This window comes from Stenotrophomonas sp. AC248 (assembly GCF_979258185.1).
Genome location: NZ_OZ409840.1, coordinates 4,057,303 through 4,076,273, shown reverse-complemented (window position 1 = coordinate 4,076,273; position 18,971 = coordinate 4,057,303). Strand labels below are relative to the sequence as shown.

The window sequence follows — 18,971 nt, the reverse complement described above, 5'->3', positions numbered from 1 at the left end:
CTTCGAGGATGAGCGCATGGCAGCACGCCGCACGCAGGGCAGGGCACGCAGGGCATCGGCCGGCATCGCGCACGCGGTGGGGCTGTTGGCGTTGCTGCTGTCTCCCACGCTGCTTGCGCAGAGCTACCCGAACCCGCTCAACAACACCGCCACGGTGACCGCGCCGACCGATGTGGGCGACCCGACCCCGGGCAACAACACCGCCACCGATACCAATGCGCTGGCCCTGCAGGCACAGCTGAGCGTGACCAAGACGTTGCTGAGTGCCAGTCCGGTGGCCGCCGGCGGCGCGGTGCAGTACCGCATCCAGGTGAGCAATGCCGGCCCGTCGGCGGCGCAGGGCGTGGGCGTGGTCGACACCGTGTCGTCGCTGCTCACCAACGTGGCCTGGAGTTGCCAGCCCACCACCGCGGCATCGTCGTGCGCGCAGTCCAGTGGCACCGGCAATGCCGTCAACGTGCAGGTCAACGTGGGCGTGGGCGACAGCGTGGTGCTGCTGGTCAATGGCACCGCGCCCAGCGCCACCCCGGCCACCGTGCCGGCCAACAGCGTCGCGCTGGTGCTGCCCACCGGCACCACCGATCCGACCCCGGGCGACAACAGCGCCACCACCCCGGCCGTGCCGGTGCAGGCCAACGCGCTGGTGGCCAACAACGATGTGTTCGCCACCGCGATCTCCTCGGCCACCGGTGGCACCACGCCCACGGTGCTGGCCAATGACACGCTCAACGGTGCGCCGGTGGTCGGCGCCAACCTCATCATCGCGCTGCAGGGCGCGCCGGCCGGATTCACCATCAACAGTGCCGGCGTGATCACGGTGCCGGCCGGCGCCACCGCCGGTGCCGGCAGCCTGACCTACCAGATCTGCGAGAACGCCTCGCCGACCAACTGCGCCACCGCCACGGCCAGCGTTGTGATCGGCCCGACTGCGGTGAACGACAGCTTCAACGCCACCGGTGGCGCGCCCTCGTTCACCGGCAACGTGGCCAGCAACGACAACGCACCGGTGGGTGCAGTGTTCAGCGCCGTCGGCACGCCGCCAGCCGGGCTCACCGTCAACAGCGACGGCACCTTCACCTACGCGCCTGTCGGCGGCATCGCCACGCCCACCTCGTTCCAGTACCAGGTCTGCCTGCCCGCGCCGAACGGCGCCGTCTGCGCGACGGGAACCGCTGCGATCGTAGTCAATGCCAACGCACTGGTAGCGGTGGACGACACCTTCGCCACGCCGATCCCGGCCGGCACCGGTGGGCTCACCCCCACCGTGTTCACCAACGACACGTTCAACGGCGGCGCCGTGCCGCTGGCCCAGGTGACGTTGAGCCTGGTGGGCGCGCCGACGGGCTTTGCCATCAATGCCAACGGCACCGTGCAGGTGCCGGCCACCGCCGCGGCCGGTCCGCTGGCGCTGACCTATCGCTTCTGCGAAAACGCCTTGCCGGCCAACTGCGCCACCGCCACCGCCAATCTGGTGGTGAGCCCGGATGCAGTGAACGACACGGTGACCACCCCGGGCGGCGGTCAGCCGGCTACTGGCAGCCTGGCCGGCAACGACAACATCGCCAGCGGGTCCACCTACACCCTGGCCACCGCGCCCGCGCGTGGCGCCGCCGTGGTCAACGCCGATGGGACCTTCAGCTACACCCCGTCCAACGGCAATACCGGGCCGGACTCGTTCATCTACCAGGTCTGCCTGCCGGCCCCGAACGGCACCGTGTGCGACACCGCCACGGTCAGCGTGAACGTGCAGGCCAACCAGATTGCCGCGGTCAACGATGTGTTCACCACGCCGCTGCTGCCGGGCACCACCACCACGGTGAGCCTGCTGGGCAACGACACCCTCAATGGGGTGGCGGTGGCCCCGGCCGCGGTGCTGCTCACCCTGAGTGGTGCGCCGGCCAACTATGCGGTCAACGCCAACGGGCAGGTGCAGGTGCCGGCCGGTGCCGCGGCCGGTGCAGTGACCTTTGACTACCAGATCTGCGAAATAGCGGCGCCCACCAACTGCGCCACCGCCAGCGTGCAGCTGGTGGTCGCGCCCGATGCGCTCGACGACGCGTTCGTGGCCACGGCGGGCGTCCCGCTGACCGGCACCGTGACCGGCAACGACAACGTGGGCGCGGGCGCACAGTTCAGCCTGCTGGCCGTGGCCGCGCATGGCACCGTGACGGTCAATGCCGATGGCAGCTTCAGCTACACCGCGCAGTCGGCGTACATCGGTGCGGACAGTTTCCGCTACCAGGTGTGCCTGCCGGCGCCGAATGCGGGCGTGTGCGATGCCGCCACCGTGACCGTCAATGTCGGCGCCGCCGTCATCGCGGCCGGCAACGACGACTTCACCGGCACGCCGCTGACCAGTGCCGGTGGGCTGACCGCCAGCGTGCTGGACAACGACACCTTCAACGGCGCGGCCATACTGCCTGCGCAGGCCACGCTGTCGCTGATCAATGCACCGCCAGCCGGTTACACACTGGCCGCCAACGGCCAGCTGCAGGTGCCTGCGGGTGCGCCGGCCGGGCCCATCAGCCTGACCTACCAGCTGTGCCAGGCCGGCACCAGCAACTGCACCACCGCGAGCATTGCGGTGGTGATCGCGCCCGACGCGGTGGCCGATGCGTTCACCACACAGGTGGCGCGCGCGGTCAGCGGCAACGTGGCGGTCAATGACACGGTTGCCGTCGGGACCACCTATGCCGTGACCGGTGCCACGCCGGCCGGGCTGCTGTTCAACCCCGATGGCAGCTTCACCTACACCCCGCCGGCGCAGTACACCGGCACCACCACGTTCACCTACCAGGCGTGCCTGGCCGCGCCGTTCGCCGCCGTCTGCGATACCGCCACGGTCACCCTCAACGTCAACGCCGGCACGCTGGTGGCCAACGACGATGACTTCCGCGCCGCGATCATCAACCCGGCCAGCGGCGGCACCACCAACAGCGTGCTTGGCAACGACACCATCAACGGCGCGGTTCCGCCGGCCCCGGCCGATGTGATCCTGAGCCTGGTGGGCGCGCCGGCCGGCTATGTGATCAACAGCAACGGCACCGTGTCCGTTCCCGGTGGCGCGGCGGCCGGTGCGGTCAGCTTCTCCTACCAGCTGTGCGAAGCGGCACTGCCCAGCAACTGCGATACCGGTGCGGTGCAGCTGCTGCTGGCGCCGGTGGCGGTCAACGACACTCTCAGCACGCAGGTGGGCGTGCCGGTGACCGGCAACGTGGCCGGCAACGACAACGTACCGGCCAACGCGAGCTTCAGCCTGAGCGGCACCGCGCCGGCCGGTCTGGTGTTCAACCCGAACGGCAGCTTCACCTACACCCCGCCGGTGGGCACCCAGGGCGCGGTCACCTTCGCCTATCAGGCCTGCCTGCCCGCACCGGACACCACCGTGTGCGCCGGCGCGTTGGTCACGGTCAACGTCAATGCCGGCACCCTGGTGGCCAATGACGATGATGTCCGCGCGACCCCGATCAACCCTGCCGTGGGCGGCAGCACGGCGTCGGTGCTGGGCAACGACAGCCTCAATGGCACCGTGCCGCCGGCCTCGGCCGATGTTCTGCTCACCCTGGTGGGCGCGCCGTCGGGCTACACGCTGGGCAGCGATGGCGTGCTCGCCATTGCCAGCGGCGTGGCTGCCGGTGCGGTCACGCTGACCTACCAGCTGTGCGAAGCGGCGCTGCCGGGCAACTGCGATACGGCCCAGATCCGCCTGCTGGTCGCGCCGTTGGCGGCCGCCGATGTGTTCTCCACCCCGGCCGGGCAGCTGCTGGCCGGCAACGTGGGCAGCAACGACAACGCGCCGGCCGGTGCGGTGTTCCGCGTGCCCGGCGCGGTGCCGGCGGGCCTGCAGTTCGGCGCCGATGGCAGCATCCAGTACACCCCGCCGGCCAACTTCACCGGCCCGGTCACGTTCACCTATGAGGTCTGCCTGCCCGCGCCGGACAGCGCGCAGTGCAGTACCGCCACGGCCACCATCAACGTCAACGCGGGTACCCTGGTGGCGCGCGACGACGACATCAGCGCCACGCCGCTCGCCCCCGGTGGCACCAGTGCCAGCAGCGTGCTGGTCAATGACACGCTCAACGGCGTTACGCCGCCGGCCGCCGCCAGTGTACTGCTGAGCCTGGTCGGTGCGCCGGCCGGTTACGCGCTCGATGCCAACGGCCTGCTGCAGGTGCCCGCGGCCGCCACCAGTGGCGCGGTGGTGCTGACCTACCAGGTCTGCGAAGCGGTGCTGCCCAGCAACTGCGCCAGCGCCACCCTGCGCCTGGTAGTGACGCCGTCGGCCAGCAACGACACCTATTCCACCGCGGCCGGGCAGGCGCTCAACGGCAACGTCGGTGACAACGACAACGTGCCGGCGGGCGCGCTGTTCAGCGTGGTCGGCCCGGTGCCGGCCGGGCTGACCTTCACCGGGTCGGGCAGCTTCACCTATGTGCCGCCGGTGGGCGCTACCTCGCCGGTGAACGTCGACTACCAGGTCTGCCTGCCGGCACCGAACGCGGCGCTGTGCGCCACGGCCAGCGCCACCATCACCATCACCGTGGGCAGCCTGGCCGCCAATGGCGATGATTTCAGCACTACCCCGATCAACCCGGTCAGTGGCGGCAGCACCACCTCGGTACTGGCCAATGATTCGCTCAACGGCGCCACGCCGCCGGCGGTGGCCGACGTGCTGCTGTCACTGGTGGGCGCACCGGCCGGCCTGGCCATCACCGCCGAAGGCGCGGTGACCGTGGCCGCCGGTACCCCTGCCGGGGTCAAGAACCTCACCTACCAGTTGTGCGAAGCGGCTGCGCCGGGCAACTGCGACACCGCGACGATCCGCCTGGTGGTGGCACCGTCGGCGCTGGACGATGCGTTGTCCACCGCGGCCGGGCAGGTGCTCACCAGCAGCGTGGCCAGCAACGACAACGTGCCGGCCGGTGCGGTCTTCCAGGTGGTGGGCATCCCGCCGGACGGGCTGGTGCTGGCCGCCGATGGCAGCCTGGTCTACACCCCGCCAACCGGGTTCAGCGGCGCATCCACCTTCGCCTACACGGTCTGCCTGCCGGCACCCGATGCGGGCGTGTGCGCCACCGCGAACGCAACGCTCAACGTCAACAGCGGCACGCTGGTGGCCGTGGCCGATACCTTCGCCACCCCGATCGCGCCGGGCACGGCGTCGCCCACCGTGCTGACCAACGACACCCTCAACGCGGCCACGCCGTTGCCTGCCGAGGTGGTGCTGTCGCTGGTCGGCGCGCCCACCGGGTTTGCGATTGCCGCCGACGGCACCATCAGCGTGGCCACCGGCACCGCGTCCGGTGCCACCACGCTCACCTACCAGATCTGCGAGGCCGCCGCGTCGGCCAACTGCGCCACCGCCAGCGTGGCCCTGGTGGTCGCTCCGGCACCGGCCAACGACGCCTTCGCCGTGCAGGCCGGTCAGACGTTGACTGGCAATGTGTCGGGCAACGACAGCATGCCGATCGGATCGGTGTACACGCTGCAGGGCACGCCGCCGGCCGGGGTCACCTTCAACGCCGATGGCAGCTTCACCTATGCACCGCCGGCGGGCACTACCAGCCCGGCCAGCTTCGACTACCAGGCCTGTCTGCCTGCGCCGAACAGCGCCGTGTGCGGTACCGCCACGGCCACGCTGAACATCAACAACGGCCTGCTGGTGGCGGCCGATGACAGCTTCGGTGCGATCGCGCCGGGCGCCAGCACGCCCAGCGTGCTGGGCAACGACGCGCTCAACGGGGTGACCCCGCCGGCTGCGGCCACGGTGTCGCTGTCGCTGGTGGGCGCACCGGCCGGTTTCACCCTCAGCCCCACCGGTACGCTGTCGGTGGCCGCCACCGCGCCCACCGGCGCCATCGCGCTGGTCTACCAGATCTGCGAAACCGCGGCGGCCAACAACTGCGCCACGGCCACCATCGCGCTGGTCGTGCGCCCCGTGCCGGTCAACGACGTGATCGCCGTGCAGTCCGGCCAGCCCAACACCGGCAACGTGTCGGGCAACGACAACATGCCGGCCGGCTCCACCTGGAGCGTGGTCGCGCCGCCGCAGGGGCTGGTCTTCAACAGCAACGGCAGCTTCACCTACACCCCACCGGCGGGCACCATCGGCCCGGTTACCTTCAGCTACCAGGCCTGCCTGCCGGCGCCGGATGCCGCGGTGTGCGGCACCGCGACGGCTACCTTGAACATCGCGGTGAACGCGGTGGTGGCCAACGACGATACGTTCGCGGCCCCGATCACCGCCGGCTCGGCCACGCCCAGCGTGCTGGCCAACGACGCCCTCAACGGGGTCACCCCGCCGGCCTCTGCCGATGTGCAGCTGCTGCTGGTAGGCGCACCGGCCGGGTTCGTGATCAACAACGACGGCACTGTGCAGGTGCCGGCCGGTGCGACTGCCGGTGCGACGCTGCTGAACTACCAGCTGTGCGAGACCGCGTCGCCGACCAACTGCGACAGCGCCGCGATCCGCCTGGTGATCACCCCGGCACCGCAGAACGACGCGTTTGCCGTGCAGGCCGGTGACACGCTGGTGGGCAGCAGTGTGGCCACCAACGACAGCATGCCGGCCGGGTCGACCTGGGCAGTGCAGGGCACGCCGCCGACCGGGCTGGTGTTCAACGGAAATGGCAGCTTCACCTACACCCCGCCGGTGGGCACCACCGGGGCGGTCACCTTCACCTACCAGACCTGCCTGCCTGCGCCCAACAGCGGCGTGTGCGGCCTCGCCACGGCCACGGTGAATGTCAACCTGGGCACGCTGGTGGCTGGCGATGACAGCTTCACCAGCGTCGTGCCCGGCACCACCACGCCCAGCGTGCTGGCCAACGATGCGCTCAACACGGTGAGCCCGCCGGCCGCGGCCAGCGTGCAGCTGAGCCTGGTGGGTGCGCCGGCCGGCTACGCCATCGCCGCCGATGGCACCATCACCGTGCCCACCGGGGTCACCTCCGGCCCGGCCACGCTGACCTACCAGATCTGCGAAACCGCCGCGCCGTCCAACTGCGATACCGCCACGGTGTCGCTGGTGATCACCCCGTCCGCGCAGAACGACGCGTATGCCGTGCAGGCCGGCGGCTCCATCAGCAACGGCAACGTGGCCGCCAACGACAATCTGCCGGCAGGCTCCACCTGGACGGTGCAGGGCGCCACACCGGCCGGGCTGACGTTCAACGGCGATGGCACCTTCACCTATACCCCGCCGATCGGCACCGTCGGCCCGGTGATCTTTACCTACCAGGCGTGCCTGTCGGCGCCGAACGCCTCGCTCTGCGACAGCGCCAGCGTCACCCTCAACATCAGCAACGGCACCCTGGTGGCAGTTGACGACACCCTCAGCGGAGTCGCCGCAGGAGGCACCACCAGCGTCAGCGTGCTGGCCAACGACACGCTCAATGCGGTGAGCCCGCCGCTGCCGGCCAGCGTTGTGCTGACCCTGGTGGGCGCGCCGGCCGGGTACACCCTCAATGCCGACGGCACCCTTGGCGTGGGCAGCACCGTGACATCGGGCACCACCACGCTCACCTACCAGATCTGCGAAGCCGCCGCGCCGACCAACTGCGATACCGCCAGCATCACCGTCATCGTCAGCCCCTCGCCGCAGAACGATGCCTTCTCGGTGCAGGCCGGGCAGACGTTGAGCAACAGCGTGGCGACCAATGACAGCCTGCCGCCGGGCTCGACCTTCACCGTGCAGGGCACCCCGCCGGCCGGGCTGACCTTCAACGCCGACGGGTCGTTCACCTACGCCCCGCTGCCCGCCACGCCGAGCCCGGTGACCTTCACCTACCAGGCCTGCCTGCCCGCACCGAACGTGGTGTGCGCCACCGCCAGCGTCACCCTCAACATCACCACCGGCTCGCTGCTGGCCGGCAACGACACGCTCAGCGGCGTGGCACCGGGCACCACCTCGGCGGCCAGCGTGCTGGCCAACGACAGCCTCAACGGTGTGTCGCCGCCGGCGGCGGCCAACGTGCTGCTGACCCTGGTCGGCGCACCGGCGGGCTTTGCGATCACGCCCACCGGCACCATCAGCGTGGCCACCGGCGTCAGTGCCGGACCGACCCCGTTGACCTACCAGATCTGCGAAGCCGCCGCGCCGGGCAACTGCACCACCGCCAGCGTCACCGTGATCGTCAGCCCGACTCCGCAGAACGACGCGTTCTCGGTGCAGGCCGGGCAGACGCTGAGCAACAGCGTGGCCAGCAACGACAGCATGCCGGCCGGCTCCACCTGGGCGGTGCAGGGCATGCCGCCGCCGGGCCTGACCTTCAACCCCGATGGCAGCTTCACCTACGCGCCGCCGACCGGTGCGGTGTCGCCGGTGGGCTTCACCTACCAGACCTGCCTGCCGGCGCCGAACGGCAGCCTGTGTGCCACCGCCACGGTGGCGCTGAACATCAACAACGGCACCCTGAGTGCAGGCGATGACACCCTGGTCGGCGTGCTGCCCGGTGCCACCACCGGCACCAGCGTGCTCGCCAACGACAGCCTCAACGGCGTGTCGCCGCCGGCCGCGGGCGATGTGTTGTTGAGTCTGGTCGGCGCGCCGGGTGGCTTCACGCTCAACCCCGACGGCACCATCACGGTGGGCAGCGGCGTGGGCTCCGGGCCGACCACCCTCACCTACCAGATCTGCGAAGCGGCCGCGCCGTCCAACTGCGACACCGCCAGCGTCACCGTGGTGGTCACCCCGGCGCCGCAGGATGACGCCTACGCCGTGCAGGCCGGGCAGACCCTGTCCAACACCGTGGCCGCCAACGACAACACCCCGCCCGGTGCGCAGTTCACGTTGCAGGACACCGCGCCGGCCGGCTTGACGTTCAACGCCAACGGCAGCTTCACCTACACCCCGGCGATCGGCGTGGTCGGCCCGGTCAGCGTGGCCTACCAGGTCTGCCTGCCGGCGCCGAACGCCAGCCTGTGCGGGCGCGCCATCGTCACCATCAGCATCAACAACGGCCAGCTGGTGGCCGGCGATGACACGTTCACTGGCGTCGCACCGGGCAGCACCTCCGGGCCCAGCGTGCTGGCCAACGACAGCCTCAACGGGGTGTCGCCACCGGCTGCGGGCGACGTGCTGCTGAGCCTGGTCGGTGCGCCGGCGGGCTTCAGCATCGGCACCGACGGCAGGATCACCGTGTCCACCGGCGTCACCTCCGGTGCAACCGCGCTCACCTACCAGATCTGCGAAGCCGCCGCGCCCGCCAACTGCGACACCGCCAGCGTCACCGTGGTGGTCAGCCCGGCACCGCAGAACGATGCGTACTCGGTACCGGCCGGGCAGACGCTGACCAACACCGTGGCCAGCAATGACAGCATGCCGGCTACGGCGGTCTATACCGTGCTGGGTGCGGCGCCGGGCGGCCTGACCCTCACCAGCACCGGCGCGTTCACCTACACCCCACCGGGCGGCACGCCGAGCCCGGTCAGCTTCACCTACCAGGCCTGCCTGCCCGCGCCGTACGCGGCCAGCTGCGGCACCGCCACGGTCACCATCAACATCAACAACGGCACCCTGGTGGCCGGCGATGATGTGCTCACCGATGTGCTGCCCGGCGCCACCTCGTCGGCCAGCGTGCTCGCCAACGACCGCCTCAACGGGGTCAGTCCGCCGCCGCCTGGCGATGTGATCCTCAGCCTGGTGGGCGCACCGGCCGGCATCACCATCAACCCCGATGGCACGATCAGCGTGGGCACCGGCGTCGCGTCGGGTGCCACCCAGATCACCTACCAGATCTGCGAAGCCGCCGCGCCGGCCAACTGCGCCACCGCCGGCGTCACCCTGGTGATCACCCCGGCGCCGCAGAACGACAGCGTCACCGCCCCGGCCGGGCGCCCGACCCTTGGCAACGTATCGTCCAACGACAACACGCCGCCGGGCGCGCTCTACACCCTCACCAGCGGTGCGGTGCCCGGGCTGGTGTTCAACGCCGACGGCAGCTTCAGCTACACCCCGCCGTCGGGCACCACCGGGCCGGTGACCTTCACCTACCAGGTATGCCTGCCTGCGCCGTACAGCGCGCAGTGCGGCACGGCCAGCGTCACGCTCACGCTGTCCGGGTCGGCCAACGTGGTGCTGTCGGTCAACGACGACTTCACCGCTACGCCGGTGGATCCGTCGGTGGGCGGCACCATCGCGCGCTCGGTGCTGGACAACGACAGCTTCAACAACGTGTCGCCGCCGCCGGTGGGCAGCGTAGTAGCCAGCCTCACCGGCAGCACGCCGGGCTACACCATGAACAACCAGGGCCAGATCATGGTGGCCGCCGGCGTGCAGCCGGGCCAGGTGCAGCTGGCCTACCAGCTGTGCGAGAACGGCGTGCCGACCAACTGCACCACCGCCATCGCCACGGTGCTGGTGCAGGGGCCGGTGGGTGCGCTGCTGGCGGTGGACGACAGCGCCGGTCCGATCGGGCCAGCCGGGCAGGCACGCGTGTTGAACGTGTTCACCAACGACACCTTCAACACCGCACCGCTGGATCCGGCCCAGGTGAGCTTCGCGCCGGTGGCCACTACCGCGCTGACCTTCAGCGCCGATGGCTGGGTGGACGTGGCCGCCGGGCTGGCACCGGGCAGCTACAGCACCACCTACACCCTGTGCCTGCTCAACCAGCCCACCGTATGCGACACCGGCACGGTCAGCGTGACCGTCATCGCCGGCGCGCCGGGCGTGGATGCCGAGGATGACCAGGTGCAGGTGCCGCAGGACGGCGTGATCGAGATCGACGTGCTGGGCAATGACCGCGTCAACGGCACGCCGATCGATCCCGATACGGTGACAGTGACCATCACCGCGCCGCCGCCGTACGGCACGGCCACGGTGCTGCCGCGCGCGCGCATCCGCTTCGCCGCGCTGACCAACTTCGCCGGCGTGCAGAACTTCGACTACCAGGTGTGCGACGTGGCCGACCCGGCCATGTGCGCCAGCGCCACGGTCACCGTGACCGTGGAGCCGAACGTGCTCACCCTGGTGGACGACGCGGTCACCGTGGAGACCACCGCGCCGGTGCAGATCGACGTGCTGGCCAACGACAGCGCCCGCAGTGCACCGCTGGACCCGGCCTCGCTGCAGGTGGTGACCGCACCGACCCACGGCAGCGTGCAGTGCGCCAACGGCCTGTGCAGCTACACGCCGGCCGCAGGGTTTGCCGGCACCGACAGCTTCCGCTACCGGGTCTGCGACGTGTCCATTCCCACCGCGCTGTGCGCCGAAGCGAACGTGGCCGTCACCGTGGCCGGCCAGCAGGCCGTGCTGCGCCTGACCAAGGTGGCCGCCAAGCGCAGCGCGCAGATCGGCGACCTGGTGCGTTACACGGTGACCATCGACAACGTGGGCGAGGTGGATGCCAACGGCGCCACCCTGCTGGACACGCTGCCGCCGGGCTTCACCTTCGTGCGCGGTGGCTTCGCGGTGCAGGACGCCGACAACGATGCGCGCACCAGTGGTGTGCAGCCGCTGCGCATCGACGGCATCGACATCCCGGTGGGCGAGCGCGCCACGGTGGTGTACTACCTGCGCGTCGGGGCGGGTACCGGCACCGGTGTGCACACCAACCGCATCACCGCCATCGATGGCGAGAACCGCAGCATCGGCAACGTGGCCTCGGCCGATGTGGACATCACCACCGATCCGCTGCTCGACGAGAGCCTGATCATTGGCAGCGTGTTCGACGACCGCAACGGCAACGGCGTGCAGGACCCGGGCGAGCGGGGCATTCCGGGCGTGCGCGTGGCAGCGGTGGAAGGCCTGCTGATGGAGACCGATGCCTTCGGCCGCTATCACCTGGTGGGCATCCCCGGCGGCCAGGCACGCGGGCGCAACTTCATCCTCAAGGTGGACCCGTCCACGTTGCCCAGCGGGGCCCGCTTCACCACGCCCAATCCGTTGGTCCGGCGGATCACGCCCGGGCTGCCGGCGCGCTTCGACTTCGGTGTGCGCATGCCCGATGGCGCGCTGAGTACCGCATCGCCCGCCGACGCGACGGCGCCCCGGCCGGTCCGGATCGAACTGGGCGACGCCTTGTTCGCACCCGGCAGCGCCCGCCTGGACGCCAGCCGTGACGCCGTGCTGGACAAGGCGGCGCAGGCGCTGGTCACGCGCGGCGGCGGCCGTGCGCTGCTCACGGCGGCCCCGGGCCAGGAGGCCCTGGCACGGCAGCGTGCGCAAGCGGTGCAGACGGCGCTGGCCACCCGCGTGCCAACGACGGTTGCAGCCGCCAGCCACATCGAGGTCGTGGGCGGCGACGGCAGCACGCTGTACCGGCTGCGGCTGGACGATCCACCCGAGCCTCCTCCCGGCGCGGACCGCACCAACAGGGAGGGGCGTTGAACATGGATATCACCCTGAGCAGACCCTCGACCTGGACCGCGCTTCTTCTTCGCCGTGCACCGCTCGCGCTGGGCACTGCGCTGTTGCTGGCCACCGCGCCGGCCATCGCCCAGACGGCGCTGCCGCCCACCGCAGCGGATGCGATCCGCTGCCAGGACGACAGCTGCCGCAGCGATGACGGCCTGTTGCTGCGCATCGGCGATGACGATGGCGCGGTGCTGCCGTTGCCGGGCCGCGTCGATCCACGCGCGGCCAACGCGGTACCGCTGGCACCGGCCACCACGCCGGATGTCGCCGCTCCCGGCGGCCAGTTCATGGCCGAACTGCCCAACGGCGGCGTGGTGTGGGCCACCGAAGATCCCACCATGGTGCCGCCGAGCCTGAGCGTGCAGGCGGCGGCCACGGTGCCGTTCGAAAACGGCCGGGTGATCCGCCCGCTGCGCTTCCACAGCTACAACAACTACGCCTCGTTCATCCAGAAACTGGAGGTGACGCTGTACCGCGGCACCGACACCGACCTGGTCACCCCGCTGGCGCGGATCCCGTTGCCGGCCGATTACGTGGGCGACGCCGAATGGGATGGCACGCTGCCCGAACAGATCAAGCTGCGCACGGGCGATGACCTGATCTACGTGGCCCGTGCCTACGGTGCCGGTGGCGCGTTCGACGAGACGCGCATCCAGCGCATCCAGCTGGTAACCCCGGCCGACTTCGACCGTGGCCTGCAGGTCACCCGCGAGAACGTGCAGAAAACCCTGGGCCAGGCGCTCGACGGCGACAGCGCGCAGGACCTGCAGGTCAGCAACAGCATCTACGGGCAAAGCACGCTGCGCCTGCAGAACATTCCCATCCACGGCTCACGCGTGCGCCTGTATGGGCGCAACCTGGAACCCAACAGCCGGGTGCGCATCAACGGCCAGGATTTCCCGGTGGACCTGGAGCAGAAGTTCGCCGCCGAGTTCCTCGAGCCGGTGGGCCAGCACCGCTACGACGTCAGCGTGGAAGCGCGCGATGCCCCCTCGGCGCAACGCCAGCTGGACGTGGACGTGACCGGTCGCTACCTGTTCCTGGTGGCCATTGCCGACGTGACGCTGTCCAAGAACAGCGCCAGTGGCAACGTGCAGCCGCTGGCCGCCGACGACCGCGACACCGACGGTTTCCTCAGCGATGGCCGGTTGGCGTTCTACCTGAAGGGCAAGATGCGCGGCAAGTACCTGGTGACGGCGCAGGCCGACACCCAGGACCGCGAACTCAAATACCTGTTCCGCGACTTCACCCAGGCCGATGCACAGGACGTGTTCCGCCGCCTCGACCCGGACCTGTACTACCCGGTGTACGGCGACGATTCCACCACCTACCGCGACGTGGATACCCAGGGCCGGTTGTACCTGCGCGTCGACTGGGACCAGAGCCAGGCGCTGTGGGGCAACTACGCCACCGGCATCACCGGTACCGAGTACGGCCAGTACGTGCGCTCGCTGTACGGCGGCGCGTTGAACTGGCGCTCGCTGGAGGCCACGCCGCTGGGCGAGGCGCGGTCGCAGCTGAAGGTGTTCGGGTCCGAAGCGCAGTCGGCACCGGGGCATAGCGAATTCCTCGGCACCGGCGGCAGCCTGTACTACCTGCGCCACACCGATGTGCTGCCCGGCTCGGAGCAGGTGGTGCTGGAAGTGCGCGACCGCACCACCGGGCGCACTGAAACCCGCGCCACCCTGCAGGAGGGCGTGGACTACGAGATCGACGACCTGCAGGGTCGCCTGATCCTGACCCGCCCGCTGGCCCAGCTCACCCGCGAGAACGTCCGCAGCATCACCCGTGACATGCCGCTGGACGGCTACGACCAGTTGCTGCTGGTGGACTACGAATACGTGCCGCTGGGCTTCAGCAGCGACGACGTCACCTACGGTGCGCGCGGCCGCCAGTGGATCGGCGACCACGTGGCGATCGGGGGCACCTGGATCGACGAAAACCGCAGCGGCGAAAACTACAGCCTCAAGGGCGCCGACCTGACCCTGCAGGCCGGGCGCGGTACCTACCTGAAGGTGGAACAGACCCGCACCGATGCGACTGCCGCACCCGTGTTCTATTCGGACAACGGCGGCCTGAGCTTCATCCGCCGCAACCCGTACGAAGGGCGGCGCTCGGGCACGGCCAGCGCGGTGGAAGCGCGCGCCAACCTGCGCGAGCTGGGCTGGACCGCGCGGGACTGGAGCGTGGGCGCGTGGTGGCGCGACGTGGATGCCGGTTTCTCGGTGGCCCGCCAGGACACCGGCCAGCCGATCCAGGAATACGGCGCGGAGTTCCTGGGCTACCTCACCGACGACGTCAGCCTGTACGGCCGCCACACCCGCACCGAGCAGGGCGAGCTGGCCCTGGAGCAGAGCCAGCTCACCGCCGAGTGGCGGCTGGGCAACGACGGCCAGCTCACCGGCGAACTGCGCCGCGTACGCGAGGAACAGGCACTGCAGGACGTGTCGGCGATGCTGGCGGCAATCGGTTACCGGCAGCGCTTCGGGTCGTCGTGGGAGCTGTACGGCACCGGCCAGGTGACCCTGGACGATGACGGCGGCGCCTACGAGAAGAACGACCTGCTCACCCTGGGCGCGCGCTACCTGTTCGGCGACCGCAGCAGCGTGGGCGCCGAAGTCAGCGGCGGCAGCCGCGGCAACGGGGCCAAGGTGGATGCCGAGTACCGCATGGCGCCGGACCACAGCCTGTACGGCAGTTACAGCTACAGCACCGACCGCACCGGCACCGACCCGCTGTTCGACACCGGCCTGCAGAGCGGCTGGACGCTGGGCCAGCGCTGGCGCCTGAGCAACCAGGTGAACGTGTACAACGAAAGCCAGTACCTCAAGGACCGTCGCCAGGACAGCGCCGGGCTGGTGCACACCTTCGGCATGGACTTCTATCCCGCGCAGGGCTGGAACCTGGGCTTCACCGTGATGGATGGCGAACTGGATTCCACCGTGGGCCGCATCGACCGCCGCGCGTACAGCGTCAGCGGCGGCCGCACCGACGCAGTGGCGCAGTGGAACAGCAAGCTGGAGTACCGCCGCGACAGCGGTGCCGAGCAGCGCGAGCAATGGGTGACCACCAACCGCCTGCTGTACAAGCTCAACGAAGACTGGCGCTTTGCGCTGCGCGCCAACTACGCCGACACCGACGACCGGATCAACCCGGTGGCCGATGCCAAGTTGGTGGAAACCAACATGGGCTTTGCCTGGCGCCCGCACGACGCTACCGGGTGGGCCGGCTTCGGCAAGTTCACCTATCTCTACGACGTGGCCTCGCTGGGCCAGGAAGGCGGCAACCTCTACGACCAGCGCTCGCAGGTGCTGTCGGTGGAGGGCATCCGCCAGTTGGGCGCGCGCTGGGAAGTGGCGGCCAAACTCGCCTCACGCTGGGGCGACTACCGCACCGGCCGCGGCGAAGGCGCCTGGCTGGACAGCCGCGCCGACTTCGCCGCACTGCAGCTGCGCTACCGCCTGTTCGAGAAGTGGGAAGGGCTGGCCGAGCACCGCTGGCTGAAGGTACGCGACGGCGGCGTCCGCAAGGGCTGGCTGCTGGGCGTGGATCGCCGGGTGGGCGAGAACTTCAAGGTCGGCGTGGGCTACAACTTCACCGAGTTCAGCGACGACATGACCGAGCTGAAGTATGACCAGAAGGGGTTCTTCTTGAATATGGCGGGGTATTACTAGGCTTCGGTGTTGGCTGGCCTGCCACGCATTTGTCTTCGTCATTGTCTGGCCTGCCACGCATCCGGCTTCGTCATTGTCTGGCCTGCCACGCATGGCGTGGCACTACCGGAGATGGCGGCTTCGGCGGTCGGCTCCGGTGGGTGCCCGGCTGGATCAACGGGATGTCTCTGGGTTGGGAATCCAGCCCTTCGTAGAGCCGGGCTCTGCCCGGCTGGGCCACCGACCACCCTGTTGCGTGCGGTGCCGCTGGCCGGCGCCGCGCCCCTTGCTCGCCGGGCTGAATGCCTGCCAACACTTTTCGGCTGAATGGGGTGGGGGAACCCGGTCGTTCAGCGGAAATCGACGCTCCGTGGGCGCATTTATCTAGACAAGCTATTGATTTTAATGATGTTTGACCTATTTTTTGACCCGCTCGCCACTGTCATCATTTCGCGGTACGTTATCCGGGTAATCAGTGCCATCGTTGCATGAACAGAACGCTGGAACTTCTTTCCCCTTTAGCAGTCCAAGTTTCAGACTGCTAAGATGAGCCCTATGAGCCAGAACACGTCTACTGCCCTTGTGGCAAACAATCTCCCGATTCCCAGTGCGCTCGGTTCGCTGGACGCCTACATCGGTGCCGTGCACCAGATCCCGGTGCTGTCGGTCGATGACGAGCAGGATTTGGCCCGCCGCTTCCGCGACGAGCTGGACCTGGACGCCGCGCGCGAGCTGGTCCATTCCCACCTGCGCTTCGTGGTGCACGTGGCCCGTGGCTACAACGGCTACGGCCTCGCCCTGGGCGATCTGATCCAGGAAGGCAACATCGGCCTGATGAAGGCGGTGAAGCGCTTCGACCCGGACATGGGCGTACGCCTGGTGTCGTTCGCGGTGCATTGGATCCGTGCGGAAATGCACGAGTTCATCCTGAAGAACTGGCGCATCGTGAAGGTCGCCACCACCAAGGCGCAGCGCAAGCTGTTCTTCAACCTGCGCAAGTCCAAGACCCGCCTGGGCTGGATGAACGCGGCCGAAGTGCGCGCGGTGGCCAAGGACCTGAACGTTTCCGAGCGCGAAGTGCTTGAGATGGAATCGCGCCTGTCCGGCCGCGATATCGGTTTCGATGCGCCCAGCGACGAAGACAACGAAAACGCCCCGCCGTCGCCGGCTGCGTACCTGGTGGCCGACGCGGAAGATCCGTCGATGGCCTACGAGCGTGCCGACAGCGAAGACAACAAGCTGCAGCTGCTGCGCGAAGGCATGGCCGAACTGGATGCGCGTTCGCGCGACATCATCCGCCGTCGCTGGCTGGACGCGGACAGCAAGGTCACCCTGCAGGAGCTGGCCGACGAGTACGGCGTGTCGGCCGAGCGCATCCGCCAGGTCGAGGCGAACGCGCTGAAGAAGATGAAGGCGCTGTTTACCGCGTAATGCGGGGCGACGTTGAGGTGATGAAAGGCCCGGCACTGCCGGGCCTTTTCTTTTCCGGAAGCGTCGGTCCCGTAACGCAACGGCCCGGCAATGCCGGGCCGCTGACGTCATACGCTCCACGCCATGCGCGGATCAGTGCGGCCTCACTTCTCCCGCGCGATTGCCCGCCAGCCGATGTCGGTGCGGTGGAACTCGTTGTCCCAGGTCACCTTCGCCACGCCGGCATACGCGTTGGCCTGCGCCTCGCCCACGCTGTCGCCCAGCGCCGCCACGCACAGCACCCGGCCGCCCGCGCTTACCACCTGGCCCTGCGCGTCCAGCGCCGTGCCTGCATGGAACACCTTGGCCGTGGCCGGCACCGTGTCCAGGCCGTGGATCACATCGCCGCTGATCGGCGTTTCCGGGTAGGGCGCCGCCGCCATCACCACGCCCAGCGACGGGCGCGGATCCCACTGCGCCTGGACCTCGTGCAGGCGTGCGTCGATGGCCGCCTGTACCAGCTCGACCAGGTCCGACTGCAGGCGCAGCATCACCGGCTGCGTTTCCGGGTCGCCGAAGCGCACGTTGAACTCGATCACCTTCGGCGCGCCGTTGGCATCGATCATCAGCCCGGCATAGAGGAAACCGGTGAACGGAATGCCGTCGGCGATCATGCCCTGCACGGTCGGGTTGACCACCTCGCGCATCACCCGGGCATGCACCGCGTCGGTGACCACCGGGGCCGGCGAGTACGCGCCCATGCCGCCGGTGTTCGGGCCGGTGTCGCCGTCGCCCACGCGCTTGTGGTCCTGCGAGGTCGCCATCGGCAGCGCGGTGGTGCCGTCCACCATGGAAATGAAACTGGCTTCTTCGCCGTCGAGGAACTCCTCGATCACCACGCGCGCGCCGGCGTCGCCGAACGCATTGCCCGACAGCATGTCGCGCACCGCGTCTTCGGCCTCGGCCAGGGTCATCGCCACGATCACGCCCTTGCCCGCGGCCAGGCCGTCGGCCTTGACCACGATCGGTGCGCCCTTCTCACGGATGTAGGCCAGCGCCGGCGCGATCTCGGTGTGCACGGCATAGAACGCGGTCGGGATGTTGTGGCGGGCCAGGAAGTCCTTGGCGTACGCCTTGCTGCCTTCCAACTGCGCGGCGGCGGCGGTCGGCCCGAAGATGCGCTGCCCGGCGGCGCGGAAACGGTCCACCACGCCGGCCACCAGCGGCACTTCCGGGCCGACCACGGTCAGGCCGATGCCTTCGGCGGCCACCAGGGCCAGCAGCCCGTCCAGGTCGGTGACCTTGACCGGCACGTTGCGGCATTTGGCCTCGGTCGCGGTACCCGCGTTGCCGGGTGCCACGATCACTTCCTCCACCGTCGCGGACTGGGCCAGTTTCCAGGCCAGGGCGTGTTCACGGCCGCCGGCGCCGATGACCAGGATCTTCAATTCAGTTCTCGCGTGTGGGGGCAGGCCCGCGATTTTACGCGGTGTCGGCCGGCCCTGCATGGGCGCGGCCAGGTGCCGGTCCACCCAGTGCAACGGCGCCCG

The 18,971-nt window shown here is 69.6% G+C and carries 4 protein-coding genes; 3 read left to right on the top strand and 1 reads right to left on the bottom strand.

Annotated features, from left to right (window positions below):
* Nucleotides 1–16 precede the first annotated feature (16 nt).
* The 3 genes from ACZ0AE_RS18310 to rpoH all read left to right on the top strand — a co-directional run bounded on the left by ACZ0AE_RS18310 (nucleotide 17) and on the right by rpoH (nucleotide 17,442).
* The gene (locus tag ACZ0AE_RS18310; RefSeq protein ID WP_463601825.1) at nucleotides 17–12,331 is read left to right on the top strand and encodes an Ig-like domain-containing protein; all 12,315 of its coding nucleotides are present in this window, start codon (nucleotides 17–19) and stop codon (nucleotides 12,329–12,331) included.
* Between the two features lie 2 nt (nucleotides 12,332–12,333).
* Nucleotides 12,334–16,032 (top strand): TonB-dependent receptor, encoded by a 3,699-nt coding sequence (locus ACZ0AE_RS18305; protein WP_463601824.1) that lies wholly within the window; start codon nucleotides 12,334–12,336, stop codon nucleotides 16,030–16,032.
* A 534-nt stretch (nucleotides 16,033–16,566) separates the two neighbouring features.
* Complete coding sequence (rpoH, locus tag ACZ0AE_RS18300) at nucleotides 16,567–17,442, top strand: RNA polymerase sigma factor RpoH (RefSeq protein WP_038685839.1); 876 nt, start codon at nucleotides 16,567–16,569, stop codon at nucleotides 17,440–17,442.
* A gap of 143 nt (nucleotides 17,443–17,585) precedes the next feature.
* Here rpoH and purD read toward each other — a convergent pair whose 3' ends face one another.
* Nucleotides 17,586–18,869 carry a phosphoribosylamine--glycine ligase gene (gene purD, locus ACZ0AE_RS18295; RefSeq protein ID WP_463601823.1) on the bottom strand — a complete coding sequence of 428 codons (1,284 nt, stop codon included), beginning with the start codon at nucleotides 18,867–18,869 and terminating at the stop codon, nucleotides 17,586–17,588.
* Nucleotides 18,870–18,971: the final 102 nt, after the last annotated feature.